This is a genomic window from Xylanimonas sp. McL0601, assembly GCF_049852175.1.
Taxonomy (GTDB): domain Bacteria; phylum Actinomycetota; class Actinomycetes; order Actinomycetales; family Cellulomonadaceae; genus Xylanimonas.
Window position 1 is genome coordinate 1741853 of sequence record NZ_CP187527.1, and the last position, 16461, is coordinate 1758313.

17 protein-coding genes are annotated in these 16461 nt (G+C 74.1%); 9 read left to right on the forward strand and 8 right to left on the reverse strand.

Features of this window, described 5'->3' with window-relative positions; all coding sequences use genetic code 11:
* Window positions 1–142: 142 nt before the first annotated feature.
* The gene (locus tag ACO4JP_RS07970) at window positions 143–598 is read left to right on the forward strand and encodes an RDD family protein (protein ID WP_425956842.1); all 456 of its coding nucleotides are present in this window, start codon (window positions 143–145) and stop codon (window positions 596–598) included.
* 67 nt (window positions 599–665) lie between these two features.
* Here the strand turns inward: ACO4JP_RS07970 and ACO4JP_RS07975 are convergent, their stop codons facing one another.
* The 4 genes from ACO4JP_RS07975 to ACO4JP_RS07990 are packed head-to-tail and all read right to left on the reverse strand — an operon-like array spanning window position 666 to window position 3956.
* Window positions 666–1391: a DUF4191 domain-containing protein gene (locus tag ACO4JP_RS07975; protein ID WP_425956843.1), complete on the reverse strand. Its 726-nt coding sequence runs from the start codon at window positions 1389–1391 to the stop codon at window positions 666–668.
* Window positions 1392–1428: 37 nt separating this feature from the next.
* Entirely contained in the window at window positions 1429–2430 is a 1002-nt protein-coding gene (gene lipA / locus ACO4JP_RS07980) for a lipoyl synthase (protein WP_425956844.1), read from the reverse strand.
* 4 nt (window positions 2431–2434) lie between these two features.
* On the reverse strand, window positions 2435–3145 hold the full coding sequence (gene lipB, locus ACO4JP_RS07985) for a lipoyl(octanoyl) transferase LipB (RefSeq protein WP_425956845.1): 711 nt from the start codon (window positions 3143–3145) through the stop codon (window positions 2435–2437).
* A gap of 46 nt (window positions 3146–3191) precedes the next feature.
* Entirely contained in the window at window positions 3192–3956 is a 765-nt protein-coding gene (locus ACO4JP_RS07990) for an HNH endonuclease family protein (RefSeq protein ID WP_425956846.1), read from the reverse strand.
* A gap of 188 nt (window positions 3957–4144) precedes the next feature.
* Between ACO4JP_RS07990 and ACO4JP_RS07995 the strand changes: the two genes are divergently transcribed.
* The 3 genes from ACO4JP_RS07995 to ACO4JP_RS08005 all read left to right on the forward strand — a co-directional run bounded on the left by ACO4JP_RS07995 (window position 4145) and on the right by ACO4JP_RS08005 (window position 8589).
* A complete protein-coding gene (locus tag ACO4JP_RS07995) occupies window positions 4145–5185 on the forward strand; it encodes a Gfo/Idh/MocA family protein (RefSeq protein WP_425956847.1) in 1041 nt (346 codons plus the stop codon).
* Window positions 5186–5276: 91 nt separating this feature from the next.
* A complete protein-coding gene (locus ACO4JP_RS08000; RefSeq protein ID WP_425956848.1) occupies window positions 5277–6719 on the forward strand; it encodes a hypothetical protein in 1443 nt (480 codons plus the stop codon).
* 61 nt (window positions 6720–6780) lie between these two features.
* The gene (locus ACO4JP_RS08005; protein ID WP_425956849.1) at window positions 6781–8589 is read left to right on the forward strand and encodes an FAD-dependent oxidoreductase; all 1809 of its coding nucleotides are present in this window, start codon (window positions 6781–6783) and stop codon (window positions 8587–8589) included.
* A gap of 100 nt (window positions 8590–8689) precedes the next feature.
* Here ACO4JP_RS08005 and sucB read toward each other — a convergent pair whose 3' ends face one another.
* Both sucB and ACO4JP_RS08015 read right to left on the reverse strand, forming a co-directional pair.
* A complete protein-coding gene (gene sucB / locus ACO4JP_RS08010; protein ID WP_425956850.1) occupies window positions 8690–10492 on the reverse strand; it encodes a 2-oxoglutarate dehydrogenase, E2 component, dihydrolipoamide succinyltransferase in 1803 nt (600 codons plus the stop codon).
* A gap of 169 nt (window positions 10493–10661) precedes the next feature.
* Window positions 10662–12170 carry a leucyl aminopeptidase gene (locus tag ACO4JP_RS08015; protein WP_425956851.1) on the reverse strand — a complete coding sequence of 503 codons (1509 nt, stop codon included), beginning with the start codon at window positions 12168–12170 and terminating at the stop codon, window positions 10662–10664.
* A gap of 73 nt (window positions 12171–12243) precedes the next feature.
* On the opposite strand from ACO4JP_RS08015, the gene ACO4JP_RS08020 reads away from it, so the two are divergent.
* Genes ACO4JP_RS08020 through ACO4JP_RS08035 form a run of 4 tightly spaced genes read left to right on the forward strand, consistent with a single transcriptional unit; the run spans window position 12244 to window position 14317 of the window.
* Entirely contained in the window at window positions 12244–12606 is a 363-nt protein-coding gene (locus ACO4JP_RS08020) for a hypothetical protein (protein WP_425956852.1), read from the forward strand.
* Entirely contained in the window at window positions 12603–13031 is a 429-nt protein-coding gene (locus ACO4JP_RS08025; RefSeq protein WP_425956853.1) for a hypothetical protein, read from the forward strand. The genes ACO4JP_RS08020 and ACO4JP_RS08025 overlap by 4 nt, the downstream gene beginning before the upstream one ends.
* 48 nt (window positions 13032–13079) lie before the next feature.
* Window positions 13080–14102, forward strand: coding sequence for a quinone-dependent dihydroorotate dehydrogenase (locus ACO4JP_RS08030; protein ID WP_425957071.1), 1023 nt, complete (start codon window positions 13080–13082; stop codon window positions 14100–14102).
* Complete coding sequence (locus tag ACO4JP_RS08035) at window positions 14099–14317, forward strand: hypothetical protein (protein ID WP_425956854.1); 219 nt, start codon at window positions 14099–14101, stop codon at window positions 14315–14317. Before ACO4JP_RS08030 ends, ACO4JP_RS08035 begins: the two co-directional genes overlap by 4 nt.
* Before the next feature lie 162 nt (window positions 14318–14479).
* On the opposite strand, the gene ACO4JP_RS08040 is transcribed toward ACO4JP_RS08035, so the two are convergent.
* Complete coding sequence (locus ACO4JP_RS08040) at window positions 14480–15121, reverse strand: aminotransferase class I/II-fold pyridoxal phosphate-dependent enzyme (protein ID WP_425956855.1); 642 nt, start codon at window positions 15119–15121, stop codon at window positions 14480–14482.
* Between ACO4JP_RS08040 and ACO4JP_RS08045 the strand changes: the two genes are divergently transcribed.
* Complete coding sequence (locus tag ACO4JP_RS08045) at window positions 15108–15308, forward strand: hypothetical protein (RefSeq protein ID WP_425956856.1); 201 nt, start codon at window positions 15108–15110, stop codon at window positions 15306–15308. The two genes, ACO4JP_RS08040 and ACO4JP_RS08045, sit on opposite strands and share 14 nt — an antisense overlap.
* A gap of 106 nt (window positions 15309–15414) precedes the next feature.
* Here the strand turns inward: ACO4JP_RS08045 and ACO4JP_RS08050 are convergent, their stop codons facing one another.
* On the reverse strand, window positions 15415–16428 hold the full coding sequence (locus tag ACO4JP_RS08050; protein WP_425956857.1) for an aldo/keto reductase family protein: 1014 nt from the start codon (window positions 16426–16428) through the stop codon (window positions 15415–15417).
* Between the last annotated feature and the right edge of the window lie 33 nt (window positions 16429–16461).

The window sequence follows — 16461 nt, forward strand, 5'->3', positions numbered from 1 at the left end:
CATGTAACCGAGACGCCCAGTGCCCGCACTCTGAGATTTCGTGGCTGCTCAGAGACTCGTGTGCGGTGCACGTCACACTGACCGCGAGCACCGTCGGGCCCGATGACGACGACGACGGCGCCGCGCCGCCTAGCCTGGTCACGTGGCATCACGTGAAGACCTCGGATCCTGGCTCGAAGGCGGCGCGACCTCTCCGCGCGGCGGCGCGGAGCGGCTCGGCCTGCCCGAGTCGGGCAGCGGCTCGATGGCGTCCCTCGGGCGCCGCGTCGTAGCGCTGTGCATCGACTGGGCGGTGGCGTGGGGGATCGCGACGCTCATCGCGCGCGGCAACAGCCTGGTGCCGCTGGGCGTGCTCGCAGTGATGAACGTGCTCCTCGTCGGGTCGCTCGGCTTCACCATCGGCCACCGGCTCCTCGGCCTGCAGGTGCGGGTGCTCGGCGCGCCGGGTGAGGGCACGGTCGACGGCGCGTTCGTCGGGTTCTGGCGCTCGGCCGTGCGGACGGTGCTGCTCTGCCTGGTGATCCCCGCCGTCGTCTGGGACGGCGACGGCCGCGGGCTGCACGACAAGACGGCCGGAACGGTGATCACGCGGCGCTGAGCGCAGACCGCAGACGGCGAAGGGCCGGACCCCTGGGGGGTCCGGCCCTCGTCGTATGAGCTGCTGGTCAGCGCCCGCGCATGCCCTTGCGGTCCGGGCGTGCCTTGAACGGGTCGATGCCCTTCGGCACCGGGAGGCGCTGCCCGCCTAGAGCCTTGAGGCGCTTGCTCACCTCGGCGGCCTCGGGGCGGGTCAGCTTCGGCTTCAGCTTGCTCACGGCGCGGGAGAGCTTGGTCAGCGTGACCTGGCCGTCCTCGTCGCCCATCTGGATGAGCGTGATCGGCACGTTCGGCAGCACGCGGGCGACGCGACGGCGCTCGTCGTCGAGCAGGCGGGTCACGCGGTGCGTCGGCCCCTCCGACACCAGCACGACGCCGGGGCGGCCGACGCCGCGGAACACGAAGTCCTGCGTGCGGGCGTTGACGGCCACCGGCTCGTCCTCGAACGTCCAGCCGCCGCGCACGGTGCCGAGCGCGGCCCGGGCCGCACCGGGCTGCCCCTCGATCTGCGTGTACGCGGCGCGCTCGGCGCGGCGCGTGAGCATATACATCGTGGCGAGCGTCGCGAACGGCACGGCGATGATGGTGACGTAGACGGGGTGGCCGACGAGGAACCCGATCGCGATCCCGACCAGGACCACGCCGAGGAAGATGCCGAGCAGGAGCCACGTCACCGACGGGTCCTGGCGGCGCGTCATCTGGTACGCGGCCCAGATCTGGTGATACCAGCGCTGCTTCTTCTGCTTCTGGGGCTTCTCGGGCGCGGAGTCCGAGGGCTTCTTCGATCGGGCCATGGGTCCAGATTCTATCGGCGGGACGAGGGGCGGATGGTCAGCGGGCGAGGAGACTCGCTGCCTCCTGGCGCGCCGTCGTCGGTTCGGCCAGGTGGGCGAGCGCGGCGGGGATCTCCAGGCCGCGCTTGCTCATGGCCTGGCCCCACAGGCGGCCGGCACGGTACGACGACCGGACGAGCGGGCCGGCCATGACGCCGAGGAACCCGGTCTCCTCCGCGAACTGGGACAGCTCGACGAACTCCTCGGGGCGCACCCAGCGGTCGATCGGGTGGTGGCGCAGCGACGGGCGCAGGTACTGGGTGATCGTCACGAGGTCGCAGCCGGCGTCGTGCAGGTCCACGAGCGCGGCCTTGACCTCGTCGATCGTCTCGCCCATGCCGAGGATGAGGTTCGACTTGGTGACCAGGCCGGCTTCGCGGGCCCGCGAGAGCACGGCCAGCGAGCGGTCGTAGCGGAACGCGGGGCGGATCTGCTTGAAGATGCGCGGCACCGTCTCGAGGTTGTGCGCCAGCACCTCGGGCCGTGAGGCGAAGACCTCGTCGAGCAGCTCGGGGATGCCGTTGAAGTCGGGGATGAGGTTCTCGACGCCGGTGCCCGGGTTGAGCGCGTGGATCTGGCGGACGGTCTCGGCGTACAGCCAGGCGCCACCGTCGGGCAGGTCGTCGCGGGCGACGCCCGTGATGGTCGAGTACCGCAGGCCCATCGCCTGGACCGACTCGGCGACGCGGCGCGGCTCGTCGACGTCGAGCGCCTGGGGCTTGCCCGTGTCGATCTGGCAGAAGTCGCAGCGGCGCGTGCACTGGTCGCCGCCGATGAGGAACGTGGCCTCGCGGTCCTCCCAGCACTCGAAGATGTTGGGACAGCCCGCCTCCTCGCAGACGGTGTGCAGGCCCTCGCTCTTCACCAGCCCTTTGAGCTCCTTGTACTCCGGGCCCATGACGGCCCGGGTCTTGATCCACTCGGGCTTCTTCTCGATGGGTGTCTCGGCATTGCGGGCTTCGATCCGCAGCATGCGGCGGCCCTCGGGCGCGATGGTCACCCGGTCACCCTACGGCCGCGACGGCGGGCACCGCGGGCTGCTCCGATGCCGGGGCGGTGACCTGCGTCACCAGCGGGGCGAGGTGCCGCTGCAGAGCGTCGGCCAGCAGCGGCCGCACCTCGGCCACGGTGACGTCCCGGCCGAGCTCCGCGGACAGCGAGGTCACGTCGGCGTCGTCGATGCCGCACGGCACGATGAACGTGAATGCGTCCAGGTCGGGGTCGCAGTTGAGGGCGAGGCCGTGCATCGTCACGCCCTTGGCGACGCGCGCGCCGATCGCGCAGATCTTGCGCTCGCGGCGGGCTGCGTCGTCGTCGGCAGGAAGCCAGACACCGCTGCGGCCCTCCACCCGGACCGTCTGGAGGCCGAGCTGCTCGCAGACGTCCATGACGGCCGCCTCGAGCGTGCGGACGTAGCGGACGACGTCGACCGGCATGACCAGGCGCGCGATCGGGTACGCGACGAGCTGGCCCGGGCCGTGCCAGGTGATCTTGCCGCCGCGGTCGACGTCGACGACGGGCGTGCCGTCCGTCGGGTACTCGTCGCGGCGGGTGCGGCGGCCCGCGGTGTACACGCTCGCGTGCTCGAGCAGGAACGCGACGGGCGCGCGCTCGCCCGCGCCGACGGCGTGGTGCGTGCGCCGCTGCAGGTCCCAGCCCTCGTGGTAGTCGACGTGCCCCGGAAGGTGCTGGATCTCGATCGTCGGTGTGCCCACGGCGGACCAACCTACGCCCGGTCCGCAGCGGTCTGGCAACCTGTGTTCAGCGGAGGGGCAGCGGCTCGGCCGGGCACGCGGCGAGCACGTCCGCGATCGCCGAGTACTCCGCGGCGGTCACGGCGAGCTCGTACGCGGCCTTCACGGCGACCTGGCGGGCGACGTACTCGCAGCGGTAGCCGGCGGCCGGCGGCAGCCATTGCGCGGCGTCGCGCGAGCCCTTGGCCATGTTGGCGGGGCCGTCCGAGGCCAGGAGGTTCATCGGGTCGTTGGCGAACTGCGCACGCGTGGCCGCGTCCCAGTCGGCCGCCCCGGTGCGCCACGCGTCCTCGAGCGCGACGACGTGGTCCACCTGCACGGCCCCCGACGTCTTCGCCCCGCGCACGAAGTCGATCGCCTCGCCCGTGTACGGGTCGTCGAGCACCCCCGTCGCCACGACGCAGCCGCCGTCGGCGAGGACGACCTCGCGCAGGTCGCGTGCGAGGACGTCGTTGCGCGTGTCGCACCCGTTGCCGTCGACGTCGGCCCACGCGGGGCCGAACGCCTCCCGTGCGTAGCCGCTCACCGCGGAGTCGTCGCTCAGCGCCTCGCGGATCGACAGGGTCTCCAGCGCCTCCAGCGCACTGCCGGGCACGGGCTCGACGTCGTGCCGCTGCTGCGCGAGCCACGCGTTGCCGAGCATGACCGCGACGGCCACCGCGATCATGACCCACCGCAGCAGCGCGCGACGGGGGAGCCGCTGTGTGCGGAGGCGGGACGCCGCGATGCGAACAGGGCGCGCTGCGACGTCGTCGTGCTCCAGGACCGCCATGGGGCGAAGGTTCCGTTCCGGACGGTGCGCGCATGTCGCGCACTTCGGGCGATAGGGAGATCGAGGCACATTCTGGCAGTGCAGCGCGCCGAGTCAAACTGCGTCCGTACGGGCGCTGAGCAGGTCGTTCACGGCCGCCGGGGCGCGCCGAGCCCGCGTTCAGCAGGTGCGCGGGGCAGCATGGGGCCATGGCTGCGCTGCGCATCGCGATCGTCGGGTACGGAGGTTCGGGTCGGGGCATCCACGCCCGGTTGGCCAAGGAGGTGGGGCTGCCGGTCACCGCGGTCGTGACCCGCGACCCAGGGCGGCGCCAGCAGGCGGCCTCGGACTGGCCGGGGGCGCGCCTGCACGACGACCTCGACGCGCTCGTCGCGGCGCGGGCCGCCTACGACGTCGTCGTCGTCACGTCGCCCACCGGCCTGCACGCGGACCACGCCGCGCACCTCGCGCGCGCCGGCATCCCGTTCGTGCTCGACAAGCCCATCGGCGTCGACGCCCACGAGGCGCGCGCCGTCGTGGCCGAGGCGGCCGCGACGTCGACACCCTTCACCGTGTTCCAGAACCGGCGGTGGGACCCCGAGCAGCTCACGCTTGCCGCCGTGATCGAGCGCGGCGAGCTCGGCGACGTGCACACGTTCGAGCGGCGCTGGGAGCGGTGGCGTCCGCAGCCGCAGCAGCGGTGGAAGGAGAACGACGTCATCGGCGGCGGCCTGCTGCTCGACCTCGGGCCGCATCTCGTGGACTCCGCGACGCAGCTCTTCGGGCGGGTCATCAGCGTGTGGGCGCAGACGCGCAAGCTCACGACCGTCACCGAGGACGACGTGTTCCTGGTGCTCCAGCACGAGCCCGGTGGCGGCCTCGCACGGTCCGAGCACGGTGTCGTGTCCCGCCTGTGGGGCGGGTCCCTGGTCGGCGCACCCGGGCCGCGGACGCGGGCGCTCGGGTCCCGCGGCGCCTACGTGGTGACGACGTTCGAGCAGGACGCCTCGCCCTTCGAGCTGTTCGACGCCGACGCCCCCGACGGCACCGAGGGCTGGATCACGCACGGGCGCGAGCGCACGCCGGTCCCGCAGGCGCCGGGGGGCCACGCAGACTTCTACCGAGCGCTGGTCGCCTGGCTGCAGGAGGACGGCGAGATCCCCGTCGACCCGGCGGACGCGGTGCGCACGGCCCAGGTGCTCGACGCCGCGCGGGTGTCGGCGCGAGAGGGGCGGATGCTGGCGGTCTGACGGGGCGCCGGCTCTCGACGAGGTCTGTCACGACGGGGGCCTGTGGACAACGTCTGCGGGCCGTCGGCGGGATGCGGTTCGATCAGACCTCGTGACAGCAGACCGACCCGACGACGCGCGGCCCGCAGCCGGGACCGTCGTCGTGCCCGTGCCCACGGACGCCGCCGCCCGCGACGCCCTGACCGCGCGCGTCGCGGCGCTCGCCGACGTGCGGCACCCCCACCTCGTCGCCGTGCTCGAGGCGCGGACCGTGCGGCCCGGGGCGCTCGACGTCGTCCATGCGCGCGGCGAGGTGGCCGACCTGCCCGCGGTGCTCGCCGTGCGCGGGCGGCTCGCCCCGGCGGAAGCGGCGGCACTCGGGGTCCATGCCGCCCAGGCGCTCGCGGCCATGCACGCCGCCGGGCTGGTGCACGGTCCCGTCGAGCCTGCCGACATCGTGCTGCGCGCCGGCGGGGCTCCCGCGCTGCGGCCGCGGGCGGTGCTCCCGCCGGAGGAGTGGACGCCCGCCGAGGACGTGCGGGCGCTCGCCCGGCTGGTCGAAGGGCTGCTGGGGTCGCGGCCCGTGGTGCCCGGCGCGGTGGGAGCGCTCGACGGCGACCCCGTGGCGGACCCCGAAGGTGCGCTGCGGGCCGCGCTGGCGCCGGCGCTGGCTGCCGACCCGCGACGGCGGCCCGAGGCGGGCACGCTGGCCGCGCTGCTCGACGGGGCGTGCGAGCCCGCAGACATCCGCCTCCCGGACCCGGCGACGTTGGCGGGAGCGGCGCTCGCGGGTGCCCGGCGTGCGGCGGCACCTGAGGCCGGCGGGCTCGCGGCGCTGGGCGGTGTGCCGCGCCGGTTCCGGGACGTTCGTGCGGTTGGCCGTCAGGGGTCGCGCATCGGGCTCCGCGGCAGCGGGACGGCCCCGGGAAGGGAAGGGCTCGGGCGCCGCGGTGCCTGGTGGGGGCCGCGGAGCGTGCGGCTGCCGCGGTGGGGCGCGCTGCGTCCCGCGCTCGTCGTCGTCGGGGTCGGCCTTGCTGTCGGGCTGATGACCGGCGCGGCTCTCGAGCTGCGGGGGCCTGAGCCCGCGGCCGTGCCGCTCGGGGCGCAGGAGGTGGTGAGCCCGCCGGCGTCGACGGCGCCGGCGCCGGCGTTCGCCGAACAGACCGCCGCCGACCCGACGCGCGACCGCGACCGCCCCGAAGCCGCGGCCGCCACGCTCACCCAGCGCCGCCTCGACCTGCTCGCGGGCGCGGTCACCGACGTCGGGGTCGTCGACCTCGTGGGATCGCCCGCGCACGCGGCGGACACCGCGCTGCTGGCGCAGCTCGCCGGGTCCGGGATGCGGCTGGACGGCCCGCGCGCGGCAGTCTCGGGCGCCGTCGTCGCGGCTGCCGACGGCACGACGGCGCGGGTGCGCCTCGAGTACGTCGTCGAGGCGCACGCGCAGGTCACGGCGGACGGGACGCGCACCCTGGTGCCTGCGTCGCGTCGCCACTCGGCGACCCTCGCCCTGCGCTGGACCGCCGGCGGCTGGCGGGTGGAGAGTGTCGCGTGAGACGCCGTCTCGGCTACGGTGTGGCGCGCAGACAACGACGTCGACGCAAGGGGGCGCACGGATGCGGGACAAGGCCACAGGGGACCGGGAGCCGGCCAGCCCGGACCGGCGCTCTGGATACGACTACGACGTGCTCGTGGTCGGCTCGGGCTTCGGCGGTTCGGTCGCCGCGCTCCGGCTGACGGAGAAGGGCTATCGCGTCGGCGTGCTCGAGGCGGGACGCCGCTTCGCGGACGACGAGTTCGCGACGAGCTCCTGGCACCTGCGCTCCTTCCTGTGGGCGCCCGCGCTCGGGTGCTTCGGCATCCAGCGGGTGAGGCTGCTGCGCAACGTCCTGGTGCTCGCGGGGGCCGGCGTCGGCGGCGGCTCGCTGGTGTACGCCAACACGCTCTACCGCCCGCTCGAACCCTTCTTCGCCGACCCCGCATGGGCCCACCTCACCGACTGGAAGGCCGAGCTCGGGCCGTACTACGACCAGGCCGAGCGCATGCTCGGCTCGGTGCGGTTCCCTGGCCACACCCCGGCCGACGAGGTGATGCAGGCCGTCGCCGAGCAGATGGGAGTGGGAGAGACGTTCACGCCCGCGAACGTCGGCGTCTTCTTCGGCTCCGACGGCGAGCAGGCGCCCGGCCGCACGGTGCCGGACCCGTTCTTCGGCGGCGCCGGACCGGCGCGCACCGGTTGCACGCAGTGCGGCGAGTGCATGACGGGCTGCCGCCACGGCGCCAAGAACACGCTCGTGAAGAACTACCTCTACCTCGCCGAGCGCGCGGGAGCCCGGGTGCACCCGCTGACGACGGTGACCGCCGTCGCGCCGCTGTCCGGGCGCGAGGGGTTCGCCGTCGACACGCGACGCACCGGGCGGTTCTGGCCGCGGCGGCGGTTCATCGCGCGGCAGGTGGTGCTCGCGGCGGGGACGCTGGGCACGCAGTCCCTGCTGCATGCCATGCGCGACTCCGGGACTCTCCCGCACCTGTCCGAGCGCGTCGGGCACCTGACGCGCACCAACTCCGAGGCGCTGCTCGGGGCGATGGTGCCGCGCCGCGGGCCGCTGACTCCGGACGGGCACCGGGACCCGGCCCGCACGGCACCGGACTACTCGCGCGGCGTCGCCATCACGTCGTCGTTCTACCCGGACCCGTCGACGCACGTCGAGCCCGTGCGCTACGGGCACCGATCGAACGCGATGGGGCTGTTGCAGACGGTGCTGGTCGACGGCGTCGGGCCGGGAGAAGGCGCACGGTGGCGGCGATGGTTGGCCGAGCTGTGGCGGTTGCGCCGCGTGGTGCCCGAGATCCACGACCTGCGCCGGTGGTCGGAGCGCACGGTCATCGCGCTCGTGATGCAGGCGCGCGACAACTCGCTGACGACGTTCACCCGCCCCGGCCTGCTGGGCCGGCGGCTCACGTCGCGGCAGGGGACCGGCGCCCCGAACCCGTCGTGGATCCCGCAGGCGCACGACGCCGTGCGCCGCATGGCCGCTGCGATGGGCGGGCACGCGGGCGGCTCGGTCGGGGACCCGTTCGACATCCCGATGACGGCCCACATCCTCGGCGGCTGCACGATCGGCGCGACGGCGGCGGACGGGGTCGTCGACCCGTACCACCGGGTGCACGGATACCCGGGGCTGCACGTCGTCGACGGGTCCGCCGTCACGGCGAACCTCGGCGTCAACCCGTCGCTCACCATCACGGCGCAGGCCGAGCGGGCGTTCGCGATGTGGCCGAACCGGGGCGACGTCGACCCGCGCCCCGCGCCAGGGGAGCCGTACGCGCGCGTCGCCCCGGTGGCGCCCGCGCACCCCGTGGTCCCGCCGGCCGCCCCCGGGGCGCTTCGCCTGCCCGTCGTGGAGATCCGTCAGGGCCGCTGACCTGGGCGCATGCAACGGGGCGTCGTGCCTGGTGGAAGACACAGACGGGCCGCCGGACCAGAAGGTCCGGCGGCCCGTCGGGTCGCTCAGGAGGCGTGCGTCAGAGGCCGACCTCGGACTCGAACGCGCCCTCCTCGATGCGGGCCTTGACCGCGGTGAGGAAGCGGGCGGCGTCCGCGCCGTCGACCAGGCGGTGGTCGTACGACAGGAACAGGTACGCGAACTGGCGGATGGCGATGGTCTCCTCGCCGTCGACCGTGACGACCGCCGGCTTCTTGGTGATCGTGCCGGTGCCCAGGATCGCGACCTGGCCGCCGGGGACGATCGGGGTGTCGATGAGCGCGCCGCCCGAGCCGGTGTTCGTGATCGTGAACGTCGCGCCCGACAGCTCGTCCGGGCCCACCTTGTTGGCACGGGTCCGGGCACCGAGGTCGCCGATCTGGCGGGCCAGGCCGGCCAGGTTGAGGTCGCCGGCGTTCTTGATGACCGGGACCACCAGGCCGCGCTCGCTGTCGACGGCGATGCCGACGTTCTCCGAGGCGTGGTAGGTGATCTCGCCCTTCTCCTGGTCGATCGAGGCATTGATCTTCGGGAACGCCTTGAGCGCCTCGACGGCGGCCAGGGTGTAGAAGGGCAGGAACGTGAGGTTCGCACCCTCGCGTGCCTTGAACGGCTCCTTGGCCTTCGCGCGGAGCTTGGCGACCTTGGTGACGTCCACCTCGACGACAGTGGTGAGCTGGGCCTGCGTGTGCAGGGCCTCGACCATGCGCTCGGCGACGATCTTGCGCAGGCGCGTCATCTTCTCCGTCGTGCCGCGCAGGGGCGACGGCGCCGGGATGGTCGACGCCTTGGCGGCGGGGGCCGACGGCGCGGCGGCGGCAGCCGGAGCAGGCTGGGTGGCCGGGGCGGCGGCTGCGGCGGCTGCTGCGGCGGCCTTCTCGGCCGCGGCGAGCACGTCCTCCTTACGGATGCGGCCACCGACACCGGTGCCGACGACGTCGGCGACGTCCACGCCCTTGTCCGCGGCGAGCTTGCGCACGAGCGGGGTCAGGTAGGACTTGCCGTCAGCCGCGACGGGCTCGGCGGGGGCGGGCGCGGCCGGAGCTGCGGCGGCCGGAGCAGGCGCCGGAGCGGCGGCAGCCGGGGCCGGGGCGGCCGAAGCGGGAGCCGGGGCAGCGGCCGGAGCCGGAGCCGGCTCCGGAGCAGCCGGGGCGGCCGGCGCAGGCGCCGCCGCGGCAGGCGCACCCGACCCGACGATCGCCAGCACGGCACCGACGGCGACCGTGTCGTCCTCGTTCACCAGGATCTGCTGCACGGTGCCGCCCACGGGCGAGGGGATCTCGGTGTCGACCTTGTCGGTCGAGACCTCGAGCAGCGCCTCGTCGACCTCGACGGTCTCGCCGACCTGCTTCAGCCAGCGCGTGATGGTGCCCTCGGTGACGGACTCGCCCAGCGCGGGGAGCTTCACCTCGGTGCCCTCGCCACCGCCGGCGGCGGGAGCGGGTGCACCCTCGGGTGCAGCCGGCGCCTCCTCGGCGGGCTTGGGAGCCTCCGCCGCGGGCGGCTCGGCAGGCGCGGGCTCGGACGGCGCCTCAGCGGTGGGCTCGGCGGCGGGCTCGGCGGCGGGCTCGGCGGCCGGCGCGGCCGGAGCAGCACCCGCACCCGACCCGTCGCCGATGACGGCCAGCGTCGCGCCGACCTCGACCGTCTCGTCCTCTTCGACCAGGATCTGCTCGAGCACGCCGGCGACCGGCGACGGGATCTCGGTGTCGACCTTGTCGGTGGAGACCTCGAGCAGCGGCTCGTCGACCGCGACGGTGTCGCCGACCTGCTTGAGCCAGCGGGTGACGGTGCCCTCGGTGACGGACTCGCCCAGGGCGGGCAGCTGCACGTTCTCAGACATGACCTGTGGGGTCTCCTTCGATCGGTTGTCAGGCCGTCGCAGGCCTGGTGCCCGAGGGCACTGCGAGTCATCTTGTCACTAGGCCGGGGTGCACCCCAATCCTTCGGGCACGCCAGCCTTGTGACGCTCAGTACAGGGAAACCGCAGGTCCGAGGTCAGACCACGGTTCTCAGGCGTCCAGCCGCGCCCGCTCCTCGAGGAACGCGAGGAGCGTCCGGACACCGACGCCGGTGCCGCCCACGGGCGTGTACCCGTATGCCGCCTTCTCGTTGAACGCGGGCCCGGCGATGTCGAGGTGGCCCCACGGCGTCTCGCCGACGAACTCCTTGAGGAACACCGCGGCGAACAGCATGCCGCCCGCGCGGTCGCTGGCCGAGTTGACCATGTCCGCGACGTTCGACTTGAGCCCGGCCTTGAGCTCCTCCGGCATCGGCATCGGCCAGAACGACTCGCCCGCGACGTCGGCCGCCGCCTTGACGGCGTCGCGCACGTGCTCGTCGCCCAGCACGCCTGACACGCGGTGGCCGAGCGCGACGACCTGCGCGCCCGTGAGCGTGGCGATGTCGAGGACGACGTCGTGCCCGTCCTCCACGGCGGACACGAGCCCGTCGGCCATCACGAGGCGGCCCTCGGCGTCGGTGTTGGTGATCTCGACGGTCTTGCCGCCGCGGATCGTGACGACGTCGCCCGGGCGCTGTGCGTTGCCGCCCGGCATGTTCTCGGCCAGGCACAGGTATCCGGTGACGGCCACGTTCAGCCCGAGCCGCGCGGCGGCGACGACGGTGTGCAGCACCGCAGCGGCGCCCGACATGTCGGAGGTCATGGCGTGCATGCCGGCCGGCGGCTTGAGCGAGATGCCGCCGGTGTCGAACGTGATGCCCTTGCCGACCAGCGCCACGCGCGACGACGCCTTCGCCGGCGCGTACGCGATCTTGACCAGCCGCGGCGGCCGCGACGAGCCCTGGCCGACGCCCACGAGGCCGCCGTAGCCGCCCGACGCGAGCTGCTTCTCGTCGAGCACCGTAACCTTGACGCCCTTGGCGCCGAGCTCCTTGAGCGCGGTCTTGGCGGCGTCGGCGAACGCGGCCGGGAAGAGGTGGTTCGGCGGGGTGTTGATGAGGTCGCGCGTGCCGTGCACCGCGGCGGCCACGACCTTCGCCCGCTCGACGGCGGCCTTGGCGCGCGCCGACCGCGCGAACGGGGTCACCAGCTCGATCGAGGACACGGGGGCCTGCTTCGCGGCGGCGTCACCCGTGCGGTACGCCGTGTACGAGTAGGCGCCGAGCAGCGCACCCTCGACGACGGCGGCGAGGTCCTCCTCGGTCGCCGTCGGCAGCGCGAGCGCGACCGACGCCGTCCCCACGAGCTCACGCACCGCCGCCCCTGCCGCACGGCGCAGCGTCTCGGTGGTGAACGTCCCGTCGGCCTCACGCTCGCCGAGGCCGCTCAGCACGAGCACGGACGCCTTGACGTCCGCGCTGGCGGGGAGCTTGCGCACCTCCCCGCGGGCGCCCGTGACGCCGAGCTGCGGGGCCAGCGTCTCGATCTGGCGCACGAGGTCCGCGGGGAGCTGGTCGGCGACGACAGCCAGGCCGTCCGACGTCTTGCACGTCCCGACGACGAGCGCGTCGGCCTTCAGCGCGGTGGGGTTCTTGCCGGAGAGGGTGAGGTCAGCCACGTCGCGATGCTAGCGCTGACCAGGGGCGCCTGCCGGGGCGGTGGCCCTCGGGGTGCCCGGTAGTCTCGGCCCCGTGGCACTGCCCCTCCTCCTTCTCCTGGTCGCGCTGTGCGTCGCGCTCGCGGTCTGGGCCCTCGTCTTCGTGGTGCGCGACCGCGCCGTGATCCTGCGCCAGCTCTGGGGCGCCGCCGTCGTCGAGGGCGTGCTCGTCGTCCAGGCGGTCGTGGCGGGCGTGCGGCAGGCGACGACCGACCACGCCGTCGACGGCCCGTTGTTCTGGGGTTACGTCGCCACCGCTCTGGTGCTGCTGCCGATCGCGGCGGCGTGGGCGTTCGCGGAGCGGACCAAGTGGTCGTCGGTCGTGCTCATGGTGGCGTCGTTGACGGTGGGCTTCCTGGCCTTCCGCATGTGGCAGATCTGGGGAGCGGCAGCGTGACCAACAAGGGCTTCGGGCGCCTGCTCGTCACCATCTACGGCATCCTCGCGTTGGCCGCCATCGGCAGGTCGTCGTACGAGCTCGCCACCAAGTTCTCCGAGGCGCCGCTCGCTTACTCGCTGTCGGCGTTCTCCGCGGCGGTCTATGTCGTCGCGACGATCGCGCTGGCCCGCGGCCGCGGCGCCTGGCGCACCGTCGCCTGGGTCGCCGTCACGATCGAGGCCGTCGGCGTCCTGACCGTCGGCACGCTGTCCCTGACGGTCACCGACGCCTTCGGCCAGACGACCGTGTGGTCCGGCTTCGGCCAGGGCTACGGCTACGTCCCGCTCGTCCTGCCCTTCGTCGGCCTCTGGTGGCTGTGGCACACCCGCCCCGCCAGGTCTGGCGCCGTCCCCGCCGGCACGACCCCCGAGAGTGAGGCCTGACCCGTGCGCAAGCCCTACCACCTGTTCTTCGACGTCGTCTTCAAGCGGATGGACCCGGAGGCGGCGCACGCGCTCGCCTTCCGCTGGATCGGCCTGGCGGGCCGCGTCCCCGTGCTGCGCGACGTCGTCCAGGGGGCGCTCGCGCCCTACCTCGGCCGCGGCCTGGGCGGCCCCGGCAGCGTCGAGGTGCTGGGCCGCACCTACCCGGCGCCCTTCGGTCTCGCGGGCGGCTTCGACAAGGACGCCCGCGCGGTGCGCGGCCTGACCATGCTCGGCTTCGCCTACGTCGAGGTCGGCACCATCACCCCCCGCCCGCAGCCCGGCAACGAGGCGCCGCGCATGTTCCGCGAGCTCGACCTGCGCGGGCTGCGCAACCGGATGGGCTTCAACAACGAGGGCGCGCACGCGGCCGCCGCGTCGCTGCGCCGCCTGCGCTCGTCGGCCGCCGGCCGCCAGCTGCGGATCGGCGTCAACATCGGCAAGAACAAGACGACGTCGGCGGAGAACGCCGCGGAGGACTACGCGCTGAGCGCGCGGGTGCTCGCCCCGTACGCCGACTACCTCGTCGTCAACGTCTCCTCGCCGAACACCCCCGGGCTGCGCGACCTGCAGACGACCGCCGAGCTGCGCCCGATCCTCGCCGCGGCGCGTGCCGCCGCCGACGCGGCGACGGACACCGCAGGTCTGCCGCGCGTGCCGCTGCTCGTCAAGATCGCACCGGACCTCGCGGACGAGGACGTCGACGCCGTCGCCGACCTTGCGCTCGAGCTGGGCCTCGACGGCGTGGCCGCCGTCAATACGACGATCGGCCACGACCTCGGACCCGGCGGCCTGTCCGGCCCGCCCCTGCGGGCACGCGGCCTCGAGGTGGTCGCCCGGCTGCGCGCACGCCTGGGCGAGGGCCCGGCGATCATCGGCTCGGGCGGCATCACCACCCCCGACGACGCCCGCGCCTACCTGGACGCCGGCGCCGACCTGGTGCAGGGATACACGGGCTTCATCTACGAGGGCCCGTTCTGGGCGGCCCGCCTCAACCGCGCGCTCGTCGCGAAGGCGAAGGCAGGCCGGTGAGCAACCCCATCCGCCCGCGCTGGGAGTGGGTGCTGGTCGACGAGCTGGGCCAGGCGCTCGACCCCGCGCTGAGCCCCGTCTTCACCACGCAGTACGACGCCGAGGAGTGGCTCGGCGAGCGCTGGCGCTCGCTCGCCGCCGTGGGCGCCGCGGAAGCCCGCCTGATGCACGACGGCGTCCAGGCGACGCCACCGCTCCCGCTGCGCGCTCCCTGACCTTCGGGAAGCGGAAACCCGCCGGCAAGTTCGAGCATGTGCGCGGAGTCCGAGCGCTCGGGCACTCGAACGCCACGACGACTGCTCGAACGGGCCCGGCGGCACCGGGAGACCTCGGCGAGAGGGCTGCCGAGCCGCGCTGATTCGAGGCCTCTGACCTCCTCACCCCCCGGTGACCCGCTCCCACGCGCGGACCAGGCGGGGGAGGGCGCGCTCGAGCTCCGTCGTCGAGCGGCCGAACGTCAGCCGGACGTGGTCCGTCGCCGTGCCGTGCGGCGAGAACGTCGGCCCCGCGTTGACCAGCACGCCCTCGGCCGCGGCCGCCGCGGCGAACGCCTGCGCCAGCGGTGCGCCGAGCGAGGGCCACACGCTGAGCCCGCCAGCCGGCCGCGGCACGTCCCACGGGAGCGCCGACCGGAGCCCGTCGACGAGCACGTCGCGCTGCGCGCGCAGTGTGGCCCGCCGCCCCGCGAGCACGTCCGCGCGGCGTCCGAGCAGCTCGACGACGGCGAGCTGGTCGACCAGCGGCGACGCGATGTCCACCGACCCGCGGGCCCGCGCGAGCTGCGCGACGACGTCGGGGTGCGCGCGCACCCAGCCGATCCGCAGTCCGCCCCAGAACGTCTTGGACGCCGACCCGATGCTCACCACGTGCGGGCTGCCGCCGTCGCCCGCGAAGGACGGCGGCACGTCCGCGTCGGTGGCGGGCGCGCCGTCGGGGGCGTCCAGCACCAGATCGGTGAGCGTCTCGTCGCCGAGCACCGTGACGCCGTACCGGTCCGGCCGCCCGGTGCGGGTGGTCAAGACGGCGATCGAGGTCGCCGTCGTGCTGCTGGGGTGGGCGCTCGGCGGCACCTTCGGGTGGGCGACGGTCGCCTACGCGCTCGGCGTGGGCGTCGTGGTCCAGCTGGCGGCCCGCCGCCTGGCGCCGGCGATGGCGGCACCGGCGCCGGCATCGTCGGCGCGCACGATCCCGGCCGCCGCGGCCTGACCCGCCGAGTTCGAGCGTCCGCGCGGAGTTCGAGCGCTCGGGTGCTCGAACTCGCGACGAACGCTCGAACTCGCACGCGTTGCCGCGCCGCACCGTCGCCGGCGCCTCAGCTCGGGCGCCGCTTCGGCGTGGTCTCGGCGGTGCGGGCCGGGTCGCGCTCGACGATGTCGCCCAGCACCTCGTCGATCTTCGCCATGAGCTCCGCCGGGATCGTGACCCCGGACGCCTTGACGTTCTCCGCGACCTGCTCGGGGCGCGAGGCGCCGACCAGCGCCGCGGCCACGTTCTCGTTCTGCAGCACCCAGGCGACCGCGAGCTGGGCCATCGTGAGGCCGAGCTCGTCCGCGACCGGCTTCAGGTTCTGGATGCGGGTGAGGACGTCGTCGCGCATGAACCGGCTGATCATGTTGGCGCCGCCCTTGGGGTCCGTCGCGCGCGAGCCCTCGGGCAGCGGCTGACCCGGCACGTACTTGCCGGTGAGCACGCCCTGGGCGATGGGCGACCACACGATCTGCGAGACGCCGAGCTCGCGCGAGGCCGGCACGACCTCGCCCTCGATCACGCGCCACAGCATCGAGTACTGCGGCTGCGAGGAGATGAGCTGGACGCCGAGCTCCTTGGCCAGCGCGTGGCCGGCGCGCAGCTGGTCGGCGGTCCACTCCGAGACGCCGATATAGAGGGCCTTGCCCTGGCGCACGACGTCGGCGAACGCCTGCATCGTCTCCTCGAGCGGCGTCTCGACGTCGAACCGGTGGGCCTGGTAGAGGTCGACGTAGTCGGTGCCGAGGCGCCGCAGCGAGCCGTTGATCGACTCGAGGATGTGCTTGCGCGACAGGCCGGAGTCGTTGGGGCCGCCGGGGCCCGTCGGCCAGTACACCTTGGTGAACACCTCGACCGACTCGCGGCGCTGCCCCTTGAGCGCGTCGCCGAGCACCTGCTCGGCCCGGGTGTTGGCGTAGACGTCGGCGGTGTCGAACGACGTGATGCCGGCGTCGAGCGCGGCGTGCACGCACTGGGTCGCGACGTCGTTCTCGACCTGCGAGCCGTGCGTCAGCCAGTTGCCGTACGTGATCTCAGAGATCTTCAGACCGCTGTTGCCGAGGTACCGGAAGTTGACCATGCCAGCACCCTAACGACCGGGCGCCCCTCGATC